This is a genomic window from Enterococcus sp. DIV1682a (genome assembly GCF_051711005.1).
GTDB classification, from domain to species: Bacteria; Bacillota; Bacilli; order Lactobacillales; family Enterococcaceae; genus Enterococcus_B; species Enterococcus_B hirae.
This window is the reverse complement of sequence record NZ_JBIOLT010000001.1, coordinates 577,791-592,590: the sequence shown is the minus strand read 5'-3', so window position 1 is coordinate 592,590 and position 14,800 is coordinate 577,791. Positions and strand designations below refer to the sequence as shown.

Here is a 14,800-nt window from a genome sequence, read left to right as displayed (position 1 = left end):
TATTTATCCTCCTATTTCGCTAATAAAGCCATAAAATTTTCTGCTTTATCACTTGGAACCATCTGCGCTACTAAGCGAACACCTTTAGCCTGTAATTTGTTAAATACTTCTACATCTTGATCAACCACATTGATTGATTTAGTAATGGACCGTGTTTCATTCGTCTGTGACATATTCCCAACATTAATTTCTTCAATTGGGACTCCTAATTCTACCAACTTCAATAAACGATCCGGCTCCCGAGCAATAATCAATAATCGTTGAGAATCATATTTTCCTGCTAAAATATTATTAGCAGCTTTTTCAATCGGTAATACACTTAATTTAACTCCTGGTGGAGTTGCCAGCTTTAATCCACTTTTTTCAATATCATTTTTTGCAACTTCATCATCTACAACCATAATCCGTGTGATGTTCAACTTGGTTGTCCATAAGTTGGCTACTTGTCCATGAATTAAACGTCCATCAATTCTTACTCCGATAATACTCATTGTTTATCCTTCTTTCATTTCTTTATATAGTGGTGCTTTTACTAATTGGATCTCTGGTTGGAAAGTTCCTTCTGTTTCAAAAATCACTATTTCATTGTTTCCTTTTTTAAATAAGCTTTTCGGAATATATAGCGAAAGTGTTGGCCCAACTTCCCAAAAACGTCCAATATTGGTCTGATTAACAAATACGACACCTTTCCCAAATTTTGATAGATCAATGAAGCTATCCTCCACTTCATCAAGTGTTACTTCATAGCGATAAAAACTTGGCTGGTTAGGATGCCATTCCTTTGAAAAATCAACCTTCTCACATGACTCTAGTGGTAAACAATACTGATTCCAATCAGTGATAAAATGTAGATCAGCCATGACCCCTGTACGAATTCCCTTTTTTTGTGTATCGGCTAATAATTTATGACCATAATTAACACGCCCCATATTTTCAATTAGAATATCTAATTGATTGTCTTCCTGAGGCATTGGAACAATGATATCTTCACCAATTTCTGTCTGATATTGTGTAGCTTGCAGTTTTTGATTTAAAAATAGTTGGCTACGGTCTCTTCCATCGATTACTCTCAGTCTTTCATGTTCTGCATCTTTTTTTATTGAGGTGCGATACAGAATATAACCTGTATTTTGTCCTAACATTTCCATCGTTTCTGGATATTTCATTTTTACTGATTGACTAATTGTATCTAATGTTGAAAATAAACTGACTTTATCAATTAATGGAATATCTTTCATTTCCATTGTGTTTTTTGTCAAAGGTTCCATTTGTTGGATATCAGGGAACGTTTCATGAATCATTGTCTGGATTGCATAATATTTTTCGGTTGGATTTCCTTGCTCGTCTAAGGGTGCTCCGTAATCATAAGAAGTAATCTGTGGCAAATCAATCACTCCTCTAGCTGAGCAACCATTCATAAATCCAAAATTTGTTCCTCCATGGAACATATACAGGTTAATACTTCCTCTCAGCACGACCTCTTTGATTGCCTCAGCTAATTCTTTTGCATCACGTTGTACAATCGGTTCCTTCCAACGATTAAACCAACCATCCCAAAATTCCATACACATTAAAGGCCATTTTTTCCCATGCTCATTGAAGAAAGCTTCCATTGAAGAAAAATTTTCTTCAGCCTTTGAACCAAAATTTCCAGTAACTAAAATATCTTCATCAATCATGCTGCCTGCTCTGAGTGTCGCTCGCCATGGTCCATCCGAAGTGAAAAATGGCACTGTTATTCCTCTGTCCAACATTAAATCACGTATCGAACGTAAATAGTCTTTTTCTTCTCCATAAGAACCGTATTCATTCTCAATTTGTATCATTAAAATATTTCCACCATTTGTCAGCTGATGCGGCACGATTTTTTTTATTAAAACATCATAATAATCCGCCACATGGTTCAAATAAACGGTTTCATTTGTTCGGATCCGAGTTCCCTCATTAAGTAACCAAGCAGGAAAACCACCAAACTCCCATTCTGCACAAATATATGGAGATGGTCTAACAATCGCGTATAGTCCTAATTCCTCAGCAATGGACAAAAAATGTTCTAAGTCCAAAATTCCCTCAAAATGGAAATCTCCTTTTTTAGGTTCATGTAGATTCCATGGTACATAAGTTTCAACTGTATTAAATCCCAATGCTTTCAGATTATATAACGAGTGATACCAATCGGCTGAATCCACTCTAAAATAGTGGATAGCTCCTGAGAGTATCTTAAAGGGCTTACCGTTTAGAAAAAAATCTTCTTTAATCTCAAATGTGTTCAAAAGCTCCCTCCTTAAATAAAAGCGTTTTCAATATATTGATATATCAAATAATTTGAAATAGAAAGTCAACCCTATCCAACATAACAGAACGTGTTAAAATCAAATTATACATACAAAACCAAAGACTCTAACGAAAAGTTTAATTCTTTGATGTTGTTTGAAGGATTAATTTAGACATCCCAAAATGGCAATAAACTTTATACAGAAGCAGAATTAATATAAATTTTTAACGTAAGCTCTATTACAGTCATTCGCTCCCTGAATGAATAAAGGATGGATTCATAATTCGTCATCAAGGTCGTGACTCATTTGTTTCACGTAAAGAAAAACTGGTCTAGTTTTCTGACATTGAATTATTCACTATCAGTAATGATCAAGTCCAAGTTTTATCAATCGCTCGAGGGAATGATCCACACTATTTAAAGAAGCTTGAACTGCCAGCCTTAGCATTTTATGATTGCATCAGACATTTACGAAAAACTAAAAAACTGCATATATCTATCAGCAAACTTATTTGCCCGAACAATATGTGGATCCTAATTGTCAAGAATTGTGTTATTACAATTCCAGCTGTCAGCGCTTTAAACAAGACTACAATATCCACATGAATGAGGAAGATTTTACGGAAACAAATAAAATTATATTTCCAACTCCTTTAAATGTTGCGAAATTATTAAAGATTCTTACCGATGAAACAACCGTTCTGCAAGTCCGAGTGACGAAACTTAGAGATTCACAACAACTACTGGAGTACGTTGAATCCTACAAAAAATGGAACTTCTACCAAATTGAGTTGGTCTCAAAAAATCATTGATTATATCTAGATCGATTTTTTCACTCAATCTTTTTTACAGTTATTTTTTCAATATGCGATTGAATATTCACCGGTGAAACATGACCTGTTTGTCCTTCTTGTGCATTAGCCATACCAGTAGCCATACAAAACTTCAAAAGTTCTATTTCATCCATTTCTTGTGATAGGCCGTAGGCAAATCCAGCGACTGTAGCATCTCCTGAACCAACTGGGTTGACTGCTTTTATCGTAGGGAGCGTAACTCGATAAAAACAATCTTTATGTTTTGCGAGAGCTCCAGCTTTTCCTAGAGAAACAATGATCCATTCAATACCTGCGAAGATAGGTTGAATCAATTCTTCCTGGACTTCTTCTAATCGATCAATCGAAAATGAATGTCTCAGTAGTGTCGATAATTCCTCAAGATTTGGTTTGATTAAAAATGGCTTCTGTTTGCCAGCTAAAACCTGATGCAAGCTTTCCCCAGAGGTGTCGACAAGAACCTTTGCAGACTGCTCTTCTGTCAATTGGACCAACGTTTGGTAAAAATTTGATGGCAATCCTTTTGCAAGACTACCTGAGATTGTGACAATCTTTGCTTTTTTTATTAGCTCCTTGAAGTTTTCTAGGAAATTCTGCTGTTCTTCATAGGAAACTGTTGGTCCCGCTTCCAAAATCTCAGTTTGATTTCCTTCATGCAAAATAGCGATTGAATCCCGGCTTTCTTCTTTGATCTCTGTAAATTTCTGCTTAATACCGGCATGCTTTAATTCATCTGCAATAAACGCCCCATGATACCCACCGAGAACTCCTGTAGCGAGTACATTCCCCTTTAGATCATGGATTACTCGGGTTACATTAAGTCCTTTTCCACCTGCTGTTTTACTAACTTGATCTGTTCGATTGACAGTATCCACATTCAAGGAAGCAAGCGGATAGGAAATATCAATTGACGGGTTCATCGTTACAGTTACTATCACGAGATCTCCTCCTAGTTCACAGCTGCTTCTTTTTCAACTTGGACTTTGTCATACCAAGAACTGGCTGTTTGTGCCAAAACGTTGTTCAAGCTTTCGATATTTTCACGACCTTCACTTTTCAGCCAGGCACGAGCAGATTCTTCACCAGATTTGATAAACGGCTTCACACCATTTTTCCAAGTAGCTCTACCACAAAGCACACCATTAAAGGTCGAACCTGAATCTTTAGCAAAAAACAATGTTTGTTGGAATAACTTCGTAGAAACACCGGCACTCAAGAAAATAAAAGGCAAATCTGTCGCTTGACTTTGTTCAAAGAAGTACTTTGCCGCCTCCTCTTTGGTATACGCTACTTCATCTGTACTGAAACCCTCTACAAAATTCATATTGACAGGAACTTCTACCTTTAAAACATCTACTTTGTACTGTGGTTTCGAAAATTCCTTCATCATGCTATTGACTTTATGCGGTTTTACTTTGGCATATTCAAGTGAATGAACATCTGAAATTTGGGTATCATATGATAGCAATTCTAAATAGAATGGCAAATCTTCTTCGGCACATTCGCTACCTAAACGTTCTACGAAGACATGCTTCTGATGATTGATTTCCGGATCTTCATCTACGTCATAATAGAGTAGAAACTTAATCGAATCGGCTCCTTGCTCTTTTAATCGTAAAACTGACCAATCTGCTAATAAATCAGGCAAGCGTCCCGGTGTTGTTACATCATAGCCGGTTTTTTCATAGGCCAACAACAAACCAGCATCTTCATGTCGTGCACTTGCAGCAGGAAGACCATATTCTGGGTCCAATAAAATAGAAGATGCATAAGGGGTTAATTCACTAGAAACTAACTCCTTGAAACGCTCAATCTGTTCATCATTTAATTCTACATTTAAGGCTTTGATCATTTTTTTTAATGCTCCGCGTTGATCAATCGCTAAGGCACTGATAATACCATCTTTTGTCGATAAACGATCCATTGCTGCTTTTTTTCCTCTGGTTAATGTAATCATGGTTCTTCCTCCCAGTTTATTTTTACTTATATTTGTGAATCGTTACACCTTTTACAACTCGGTTAACTGTTCCTGTTGGTGACGGTGTATCTGGTTTATTATTCACTTTAATCGATGATAACAAAGCGACTATTTGGGCAACCATGATATAGCTTAGTGCTAAATAGCCATCTGGCAGTAATTCGGCCTCAGTTGTAAACTCGAATTTATCGCCAGTGAAATTCCGTTGCCCTGGTTGAGTAATGGCGAACACTCCGGAAGCGATTTCATCTCCACGCACTTCTTCTAAGATATCCAAGTCGTAATCACGCGTGTAAGGATTATTATTAACAAAACCGAACATGATTGTTTTTTGATTAATAAACGACTTTGGACCATGGCGAAAGCCCATTGATGAATCAAAGATGGTAGCAATTTTTCCGGCTGTCAATTCCAGAATCTTCAATTGCGCTTCCCTTGTTAATCCAGCTAGACTTCCTGAACCAACATAAACAATGCGTTCAAAATCAAGCTGAACGATTTTTTCAATTTCATTTACTCGGGTAATTACTTCATTTCCTAAATTACTTAAAACCTTCAGGTATTGTTGTTTCTTCACTAATACTGTTTGATCGAATGTCAACAAAGCTCCTAAAGTCATGCAGGAAAAGCTACCAGTCATAGCAAAGCCACTATCATTGGAACGTGCTGGCATCAAGAATAAAAAACTATTGGAATCGGATTGACTAATTTGAGCTAGTTTTCCTTCTACAGCACACGTAATTGATAAATGATAGATCGTATCAACCACCTGATTTGCAATTTCAACTGCTGCCAAGCTTTCAGGACTGTTTCCACTCCTCGCAAATGATACAAGTAAAGTTGGTTCTTCTTTAATTAAATACTCTTCAGGTTCTGCGACAATATCAGTCGTTCCAATACTTTCAAAGCTAAATGCTTGGCGATCACCGTTCTTGCGCAAATAAGGAACTAACGTGTCTCCTACATATTGAGATGTTCCTGCACCAGTGAAGATTACACGTGTTCGCTGACCATTTGCCTTTTCTTTAACTATTGCAAGAAAATTATCTAATTCCTTTTGAACTGTTTGATAGTGATCAAGGGTTTCTTCCCAAAGTTCCGGCTGTTGGCGTATTTCGCGAGTCGTGATCTCAGCACCCAGCTGATCCAGTTTTTCTTTTCCTACTGTAAACATGTTTCGATTCTCCTAACTATTTCGAATATGGCGGATCTGATAATGAAATTGATCCGCACGGGCGACACTTAAAGTAAATTCGATAATTTCATTTTTCATATTATAGGTTTGACGTGCTAAATGAAGGACAGGTGCTCCTTCTGAGATTATCAGCTGTTTCGCATCTTCCTTTGAGGCAACACTTGCATATAGCTCTTCATCTGCCAATCGAACGGTCTGATTAAAATCCTCGGAAAAAAGATCATATAGAGGTTTGCTTCTTAAAAGCTGATCATTTAATGATAAGAAAAATTTGACTGGCAAATAGGTATCTTCAATCATAAGCGGTTCCCGATCAGCTATCCGCAATCGACTTAATTTGAAGACTACTTCTCCTAATGAAAGATTCAATTGTTTTGCAATAAATTTGTCCGCTTCAATTTTTTCAAAAGCTAAGATCCGCGTCTCAGCAGTTCTACCTAAACTTTTCATTTGTTCAGTAAAGCTATAAGTTCCTGCTAAATCTGCTACGTTCTTTTTGATATCGGATACAAATGTTCCTTTTCCATGTCTCCGATAAATATAACCTGTATTTTCCAACTCTTTCAAAGCTAATCGAACCGTTGTCCGACTAACTCCGTATTGAGCAGTTAATTCTCGTTCAGAGGGTAATTTATCATGGGGTATCATGTTACTTTCCATCTGATTTTTAAGTAAATCTACCAACTGATGATACAAAGCTTTGTTTTTAAAAGAATTTCCCATAGGTTTCTCCTTCTTTTAAACTGGTTATAACCACAAACTAATGGTAAGATGGTTTTTTTATTTTTGTCAACAAACAATCTGAAAAAAATTCTACAACCGTCTTAAATCGTTGATTTAGCAATGATTATTTTATTGAAATAATAAAACTATCCATTTTTAAGAAATTGTTCCTAGCGAAAATAACAGTCATAAGTGCTGAAATCTGATACCAGTTGAAAAAAATAGGAAATAAAAACCTACTAATCTGAGTATCTTTATTTGCTTAAAAAAGTTTTACCGTGACGAATCAAAATTCGCCGTTTGAAATGATAAAAATTTCGTTTAAATACTTTGATAGGCTTGTTTAAACATCCTAGTGGTCCATTTGAGTAATTGTAGCAGAGGGCATTTCGGATCTGTGTCAGAAACTTTCTAAATGTTCGCAAAGTTGTCGTATAGGTTTCGGTTTCTCTGGTTAAATAACCCCCAAATAGTGAATGATGTCTTTTCTATACCGTTTAAATCATAAAAAAATGTTGGCGAATTTCGCCAATATCAAAAAGTGTAGAATCTAAAAAAGTTTCTGCTTTCGTATAGGTAGTACAACTCTCCATCCAATCTATATATTCTTCCTATCTGTATTTAATCTAGAAAAAAAGAATCAATCCCTTATTCGTTGGGATTGATTCTCTATCCGTCTCTTTTTTAACTTCTGTAGGCAATTTTTGTTTTATACTCTGAATCTTTCAGCTAACCTCAGCTCTCATCAAAGAGCTCCCTTATTCACTTTTTCTGACTAACTAAATTTGTTACAACTGATTCTCTGTATAATTCATTTCGATAAAACTGGCATTATGGTAATTGGCATCTAATTTTCTCTGACATAAGTCAAAAAACTGGCGGTTATGGGTGGAAAAGATGATCTGTGTTCCTAGCTTAAATGCAAGGATTCTTAATAGATCAATAAAGGATAATTCATTAAGACTATCTAAGTGTTGGATTGGATCATCCATGAAAATCGTATTCACTTTGTCTGTATTCTCTAGAGCGGTTCCTAGAAAAATACTTAAAGACAATATATTTACTTGGGCAGAACTTAGATATAAAATCGGGGCATCCTCTTCATCCTCTGTTCGTTTGCACATAATATCCAATCCTAATTTATCGGGATTTGCTTCATTGATTTTAAAACTAATCTTACGAAAATCAGGGTGAGGTTCGATCATTTGAAAAATCTGATTGACGGTATCTAAGTTAAATGTACTTTTGATTTGCTTTTTGATCTCGGTTAATTTACTGTCTTTTAATTCTTTTAGTTCTTGTACTTTGCTACTTAAGTGGTCATAGATTTTTTTTACTTTTGCTTGTTCGCTTCTTTTCTCTTCGATACCTGTTTCAGAGATAAAATCACTGGTAAGCCCAGATAGTTGACCCAACAGTTGATTTTTTTCATTTAATTTGTAAATAGCTGTAGTCAACTTTTGCTTATTTTTTTCCAATTCTTCTGGTGCAATGATTACTTGGTCAAACAGTTGATAAGATATCTTTTCGATATATTTCCTCCGTACAACGAGCTGCCGAATCTGCTCTGCTTGGATTCGTTGTTCTTCTACTAATTCTGTTTTACTTTTCCCATTTACTTGTTCTAGTCGTTGTTCTTTTTCAGCAATAAGCTTGGTTTCTTGTTCATTGATTTTTTCTAACTCGCGTTTACATTGCCTTTTAAAATCAGAGATAGCAGAAATACCAAGCGCTTCATAAAACGCCTGTTCTTGCTGATAATATTGATACTGTTCGTTTCCTTTTAAATCATTTAAGCTTTTTTTCGCTTGTTGATAATGTAATTCGATCGTTTTGAGCGTATGAGTATTCTTGACATTCAGCTGTTCATTTTGATTGATTTTTTCTTTGATATTTTGGTACTCATTCGTTAATTTTACCAATTCCTCCTGTAGTGACTTTACTCTTTTCTGGGTTTCTTCAGCAATTTTTTCACAGTCAATCCCATATTTTTGGCTGTATTCATTTAACTTGTACCAGTGTTTCTCATTGGTTAAATACGCTTCTTCTTGTTGTTTTAATTTTAAGGTTACTTGTAACAGATTTTGGTCAAGTTGGTTGATTTCAGTTTCCTTAATCGTTATTTGTATCTGAATCTGTTGTTTTACTCCAGAAACTACATCAGTTAACCGCCTAGTTGATTCATCGATCATTCCTTCTAAGTGGCTGATTTCCTTCGTCAGTTGCTCAATCGGTAAAAGATCTGCCGTACTAGCTTCAATTTTTTGGATGATATGTTGAAATTCTTGATGATCATGGAGACATAATGGACAGACAGACGAAGACGTATCCGTTACGATAGAATAACCTAATTTTTTCAACTGTTCTAACTGACTGCCCAGAACTTCTAAAGAGGAGCGTTCCTTCTTCTTTTGTGCTAAATCAACTTCCAATTTTTTTCTTTCTTGCCAAATGTCATCAAGTTGGCTTATCTGTTCCAACAAAAATGAATAATCAGGTTCTTTTGAATAGTCTTTTTGGCTTAACTGATGATCGTCTAAGTTTAGTAATGAAAACAATTTTGTCAACGTTAGCTTTATCTTACCTAACTTGGCTTCCAACTCTATTTTTTTCTTTTTCTGTTGTTTGATTTCATGATCAAGTAATTGTCTTTTCGCTTTAACATCGGAATAACTGTTTAATTCTTTGATTTCTGTTAATTGATTCGTCCGCAACGCTCGTTTATTTTGACACTCACTTAATGTTACTTCTTGCTCTTGATGCTCCTTTTGTAAAGTAATCAATGCTTGTTCACATTTTTTTCGTTGATTAATCCATTCATTGATTTCTCTATTACTGTTTTGTTCAGCCATTTCTTGTGCCTGAAAATCTGCTTCATGATTGATAAGAAAGTTACAACGCTTGAGATGGTTGCTCAAGTCTATTTTTTCGTCAAACAGTGCTTTCTTTTTTTCTTCGATTGTCTCAATTTCTGTCAAATGGGCTAACTTTTCGTTGACATCAGCAACCTGCTTTTCAGACCATTCGATCTGCTGCGGTATTTGTCGATACTCTTGGGTCATTGTGATTAAATTTTCTAGCTGTTGTCGCTCCTCTTCAAACTGGTTCAATTTTATTTGATTATTGCTTTTTAATTTGTTCGATTCGATATACAATTCTTGTAAACCTAATTGATTCTTTAACAATGGATCTTTTTTACTATTCTTTCCGTTTAACTTGGCATAATTTTCTTTCAGCTGGTTGATTGTTTGCCATATTTTTGCATTACTTTCGAGTTTTTCAATCTCTTTTGTTAGCTGATTCATTTTAGTTTCTTGTTGTCCTAATGCTTTATTCATTTCATTGACGAATAAGACTAGATTTTTATAATCCTCAGATACATTTTCTTTGTCCCAAAAATTACTTAAAGCATCATATCTTCCTTCGGCACTCTGTGATCGCAAAAAAGCATCGATTTGATTGTGTGTCAATAAATTTTTTTGTCGTAAAATCTTTAATTCTTTCGCTGTTAAATCAACCGTTTTTTTGATCTCATTCCCTTCAACGTAATCCGTTGTTTGCTTTCCATTTAACTTTTTCGTCGTTAATGCATAAAAACTGCCATCATCAAATGCTAGTTCCACACTGCCCACTTCGGCTGAGGAATATTTGTTCTTTAAAATATACTTTCGCTCTTGGGAGGCGATATCACGGACATTTTTATTTTCATTCAGTCGACTGATTTTGCCAGTCAAGCTCCATTCGATGGCATCAAAAAAAGTGGTTTTTCCGGTTCCATTTGGCGCATACAAAACAATCAAATTTGATATTTCATTAAAAACAGGATTCACACAATCAAAATATTTTTGCCTTTCAAATGCTCGAAACGAATCAATTTTTATCCCTTTCAATTTAAGACTCATCGGTTCCTTCCTTTACGTTAAGATTTGACAGCTCATGTTTTATATACTCTTGTATTCGTGCTTTTTTCTCTTTTTTAGCCATCGTTTTTAAGTCTGCTAACAAATGGATGATTTTCTCATCATTTTGCCACTCATCCTTAGCCAGTTTCTTTACTGGTTTTGTCTGTTCCAGATTCAATAATAATCTTTTTTGAATTTTATTTTTTTGTGCTTCTTTTTGTGCTTCTTTTTGCGCATCATTAGTAGCAAATTCTCGAAAATTATCCACGATCACCTTTCTGGTTGCATACTTGTCTTGTTCAATACTGGCTTTGATTGGCTTCGCTACTTTGGCTTTGACAAAAAGAAAAAAATAAATATTCCATCGTTCAATCTTCCTTTTTAATTGACTTTGAAAACTGTAGGCAATCTGATCGTTGATTTCTTCATAGTTGGCTAATAACTCATCTTGATTATCAAATACATAACAAAAAAAATGGAGTCGATACTTTTTGCTTGCTTGTTGGTACGTGTAACAGGTCAATCCCGTCGTTTTTTCTATTATTTCATACGTAGTGATTTCTTTTAATATCTCTACCATTGTTATCTACCTCCATTAGTTTGCAATTTCTTCAAACAAACGAGTTAACTCCTCTGGAAACCTCTGAGAAAACTCAACGGCTGTTAACCCTTTTGTGTCGTGTAAAATCTGATCAATTTCATTTTCGATATAATCGATATGAACAATAGGAAATAATTTTTTTTCATTGGGATTATCAATCGTTAACCGATCATAAACTTCTGGATGATCGATGTTCACGACGATTCCCTCAATTTGTTCTCGCTTGGCAATACTCCCACCCCGAAATTTTCTCCTTTGATTAGTTACAAACAAAACATCTTGTTTATCGAGCTTGTCATAAAGTGTACTTCTAAATAAACTCCCAATGAAACGGTCAAGTGTTAGATGATTTGTAAATAATACATGGATACCAGCTCTTTCCTTTTCCTGAGTGAGTAATTTGAAACAATCATCGATCTCAAAAGCAATATTTGTTTGTAATAACTTGTAAAGCAAGATCTCCAGCCAAGCGATCCACAAGAATTTATTGGTATAATCCTCATTTTTCTGAGAAGGAAGAAACAGGTAATCACTTAACCGATTATGGATCAATTTAGGCGTTATGTCGGAAAAACATTCACGATAACATTTTTCAATCAGAAAAATCAGCTTATTTTCTTGTCCACCTACTTCTCGTAATTCATTTATGATAGATGCCAAATATTCACTAAAATCATTCAAGCAACGAGGTACCAGCATGATATCAAACTCTTCTAAAAAGAAAGCAACAATATGTGCGATATGAATCCCTTCAACAATTCCTTGTTGCCCCGCTGACTGAAGTTTCGTAATAATCCCAGTCAAATAACACTTACCTTCTCTTTCGACGTACACTCCTGATCCTGAGCAACCTCGTATGTTCTCATACTCCGTGTTGTTAGACGATCCTATTTCATTGTCCAGTACCAATTTAAAAATATCTGGCTTACTGATTTGAGTTGCCTTTCCTCGATAAGGAGTTCCACCGTCTTCTTTCATACACTCTGGATAACCATAAAATACGATTTCTTGCTTATTTTCTGGTTCCATTATAAGCAGTTCAGGATAACCTTTTTTTACCTTCACTTTGATAATCGCTAAATCTAGACTATCTGAGCATCTTGGTGGTTCTAAGATTTCTAGTTCAGATTGGGTATAATCAAATAGTTTGAAGTCATTAATTGTTTCCCCAACCACACAATGTTTTGCGGTGATCACAAAACCCGTTTCACAATCCTGCTGATACAATAAACCTGAACCATAAGTATTGGTTCCTCTAATATTCACTGATAACTCTTCAAAATCATTCATATGTCAATCGTTAGTACCCTCTCATTCATTTTTTTCTTGATCAATTGAATCCCGTATTTTTTTATTTCTTCATTTGTAAATAACCCCTCACTCGCATCAGAATAATTAAAATAAAAATTCGTTGGTCGTTTTTTTGTGTAGTTGTGGTAAACAATCCTTGATAAGGCTTCTTTGTGCGGAAAACCATGACGATTCCCCTTATTTGAACTAATCAAATAATTTTCACATTCAATCTGTTTTAATAAATCGTCACTAGTATTCGCTTTACTCCCATGATGAGCCACTTTTACCAAGTCAAAATGCAGCTCTTTTTCCCCATATAGTTCTTTTAACTTCGCAGTGACAGTACTTGGATGAGCATCTGCTAGCATCAACAGTCGTTTGCCTTCATACTCCAATATAAAGCTAATACTGCTCCCATTTGCGACAGCGCGATCTTCTTGGAAAGCTTTTTTGATCAGTTCTTCTACGCTTCCCTGATGATTGACATTTCGACCGCTGATCAGTTGATCCCTGGTTTCTTTTTGAATTGCCTTTTCCCAATCTGTATATAATTTCCTTAGACTTGCTTCATCAGGTGTCAAAATCGTCATTTTTGCTCCATTGAGTAATTTGGGCTGACAAGAATTGTCAATAACTGTCATCTTTTCAATCTTCAAATCCTCCAAATACCGATCGAAAGACTCCCCTTGTTTAAAACTAATCTCTGCCTTTTCTTGAACGATCTCCAGTTGATCATCATAAACAACCTTTGTATCAAACTTTTGCGATAACAGCTTTCTAGAATTAAAAAACACTCGTTTAATACATGACTTGTCAAAACTCGACTGAGAAAACAAACTCAAAAATCCCCGAATATGATCGGCATCAATATGTGTCAAAATCAGTAAGTCAATGCACTCGCCTTTCTGGCTAATTGTTGCAATTTCCTCTTTCAACTGCCTAACAACTTGTTGTCCTTGACCTCCATCGACAAACAGATTCGTCCGTTGATCTTCTTCTCCATACTGAACAATCAAACAATCGCCATCATAAGCAGGTAAAGCTTTCACTGTAATCATTTCTCTTTCATTGCAGTCCTGTCCCTGCAACCTCCTCCTTCTTCTGCTTTCTTTTCGCTGATCTTGTTATTCTTTACTAACCAAAATCACACACAATAAACTTCTATTCATTTGTTATTGGCGCTGGAATTTAGCTGACAATAAGAGCTTTCAGTCCATTAGTTAATTGCGCGAAATACACTCTTTTCTTTCTTATCTTACTCCCCATAACATTGTTATTGTAAATAAATTTTGATTTTTAAACGCCAATCATTCTCATAACCAGAAATAATTGCTTGATTCATAACTCGCCAAATAATTGAGAAGGCGACAAAAATATCGCAAGCAAAAAAAAGCCAGCAAGACCATTTTAAGGCTTGCTGACTTCAATTCTTGACTGTTAAAATTTAGCACTATACAGACAAATGAAGCTCAAATGATCACTCAATTTTCGAAAAATACTGACTCTCACTGGTTCTTGAGTTCAATTACCTGTGCTTTAATTCTATCTCTTGTTTTTCTAAAAGCTGATGCTATTTCTGCTTCGGTTCCAACTGCTTGTGCGGGGTCTGTTAAATCCCAATGAATGTGCTGAACACCTACAGGAATCGTCGGACATTTATCTTTTGCATCTCCACAAAGCGTAATAATCAAGTCTGCTTGTGTAAAATAATCCTGATCGATCAAATCAGACGTTTGGTTTGAAATATCAATTCCATCCTCAGCCATTACCTGAACCGCTCGTGGATTCAGTCCATGAGTTTCAATACCTGCGCTTTTAATTTCCACATCCGAGGCAGATAATAATTGACGTGCATACCCTTCTGCCATTTGGCTACGACAAGAATTTCCCGTACATAAAAAATAAATTTTTTTCATTTTTATTTCTCCTCCTGGATATGAGCATTCGATATAGCTCGGTCATTATTTTATTCTCTAACTAAAAGCAAGCATACAGGAATT

Annotated in this window: 11 protein-coding genes and 1 pseudogene; all 12 read right to left on the bottom strand. The window is 35.5% G+C overall.

The window, feature by feature from the left end; translation table 11 throughout:
- Window positions 1–11: 11 nt before the first annotated feature.
- The gene (locus IGJ23_RS02650; protein ID WP_010719958.1) at window positions 12–491 is read right to left on the bottom strand and encodes a PTS system mannose/fructose/N-acetylgalactosamine-transporter subunit IIB; all 480 of its coding nucleotides are present in this window, start codon (window positions 489–491) and stop codon (window positions 12–14) included.
- Between the two features lie 3 nt (window positions 492–494).
- Window positions 495–2,273 (bottom strand): glycoside hydrolase family 35 protein, encoded by a 1,779-nt coding sequence (locus tag IGJ23_RS02645; RefSeq protein ID WP_438774586.1) that lies wholly within the window; start codon window positions 2,271–2,273, stop codon window positions 495–497.
- 834 nt (window positions 2,274–3,107) lie between these two features.
- A complete protein-coding gene (locus IGJ23_RS02640; RefSeq protein WP_438774585.1) occupies window positions 3,108–4,046 on the bottom strand; it encodes a hexose kinase in 939 nt (312 codons plus the stop codon).
- A gap of 11 nt (window positions 4,047–4,057) precedes the next feature.
- Window positions 4,058–5,065: a tagatose-bisphosphate aldolase gene (gene lacD / locus IGJ23_RS02635; RefSeq protein WP_240273525.1), complete on the bottom strand. Its 1,008-nt coding sequence runs from the start codon at window positions 5,063–5,065 to the stop codon at window positions 4,058–4,060.
- A gap of 22 nt (window positions 5,066–5,087) precedes the next feature.
- Complete coding sequence (agaS, locus tag IGJ23_RS02630) at window positions 5,088–6,260, bottom strand: SIS domain-containing protein (RefSeq protein WP_438774584.1); 1,173 nt, start codon at window positions 6,258–6,260, stop codon at window positions 5,088–5,090.
- A gap of 12 nt (window positions 6,261–6,272) precedes the next feature.
- Entirely contained in the window at window positions 6,273–7,004 is a 732-nt protein-coding gene (locus IGJ23_RS02625) for a GntR family transcriptional regulator (protein WP_010719963.1), read from the bottom strand.
- A 254-nt stretch (window positions 7,005–7,258) separates the two neighbouring features.
- A pseudogene (locus IGJ23_RS02620) lies at window positions 7,259–7,492 on the bottom strand (transposase); the annotation flags it as partial.
- A gap of 300 nt (window positions 7,493–7,792) precedes the next feature.
- Window positions 7,793–10,906, bottom strand: a complete 3,114-nt coding sequence (locus IGJ23_RS02615; RefSeq protein ID WP_438774583.1) for an AAA family ATPase — start codon at window positions 10,904–10,906, stop codon at window positions 7,793–7,795.
- On the bottom strand, window positions 10,896–11,486 hold the full coding sequence (locus IGJ23_RS02610; protein ID WP_438774582.1) for an ABC-three component system middle component 1: 591 nt from the start codon (window positions 11,484–11,486) through the stop codon (window positions 10,896–10,898). The genes IGJ23_RS02615 and IGJ23_RS02610 overlap by 11 nt, the downstream gene beginning before the upstream one ends.
- A gap of 15 nt (window positions 11,487–11,501) precedes the next feature.
- Window positions 11,502–12,773 (bottom strand): ABC-three component system protein, encoded by a 1,272-nt coding sequence (locus IGJ23_RS02605; protein WP_242697196.1) that lies wholly within the window; start codon window positions 12,771–12,773, stop codon window positions 11,502–11,504.
- A 20-nt stretch (window positions 12,774–12,793) separates the two neighbouring features.
- Window positions 12,794–13,858, bottom strand: a complete 1,065-nt coding sequence (locus IGJ23_RS02600) for a ComEC/Rec2 family competence protein (protein ID WP_176581668.1) — start codon at window positions 13,856–13,858, stop codon at window positions 12,794–12,796.
- A gap of 447 nt (window positions 13,859–14,305) precedes the next feature.
- Window positions 14,306–14,716 carry an arsenate reductase (thioredoxin) gene (arsC, locus tag IGJ23_RS02595; RefSeq protein ID WP_207414639.1) on the bottom strand — a complete coding sequence of 137 codons (411 nt, stop codon included), beginning with the start codon at window positions 14,714–14,716 and terminating at the stop codon, window positions 14,306–14,308.
- Window positions 14,717–14,800: the final 84 nt, after the last annotated feature.

Coding starts and splice junctions, on each gene's coding strand:
- IGJ23_RS02650 (WP_010719958.1), bottom strand. CDS start 491: ATGAGTATTATCGGAGTAAGAATTGATGGACGTTTAATTCATGGACAA.
- lacD (WP_240273525.1), bottom strand. CDS start 5,065: ATGATTACATTAACCAGAGGAAAAAAAGCAGCAATGGATCGTTTATCG.
- agaS (WP_438774584.1), bottom strand. CDS start 6,260: ATGTTTACAGTAGGAAAAGAAAAACTGGATCAGCTGGGTGCTGAGATC.
- IGJ23_RS02625 (WP_010719963.1), bottom strand. CDS start 7,004: ATGGGAAATTCTTTTAAAAACAAAGCTTTGTATCATCAGTTGGTAGAT.
- IGJ23_RS02615 (WP_438774583.1), bottom strand. CDS start 10,906: ATGAGTCTTAAATTGAAAGGGATAAAAATTGATTCGTTTCGAGCATTT.
- IGJ23_RS02610 (WP_438774582.1), bottom strand. CDS start 11,486: ATGGTAGAGATATTAAAAGAAATCACTACGTATGAAATAATAGAAAAA.
- IGJ23_RS02600 (WP_176581668.1), bottom strand. CDS start 13,858: ATGATTACAGTGAAAGCTTTACCTGCTTATGATGGCGATTGTTTGATT.
- arsC (WP_207414639.1), bottom strand. CDS start 14,716: ATGAAAAAAATTTATTTTTTATGTACGGGAAATTCTTGTCGTAGCCAA.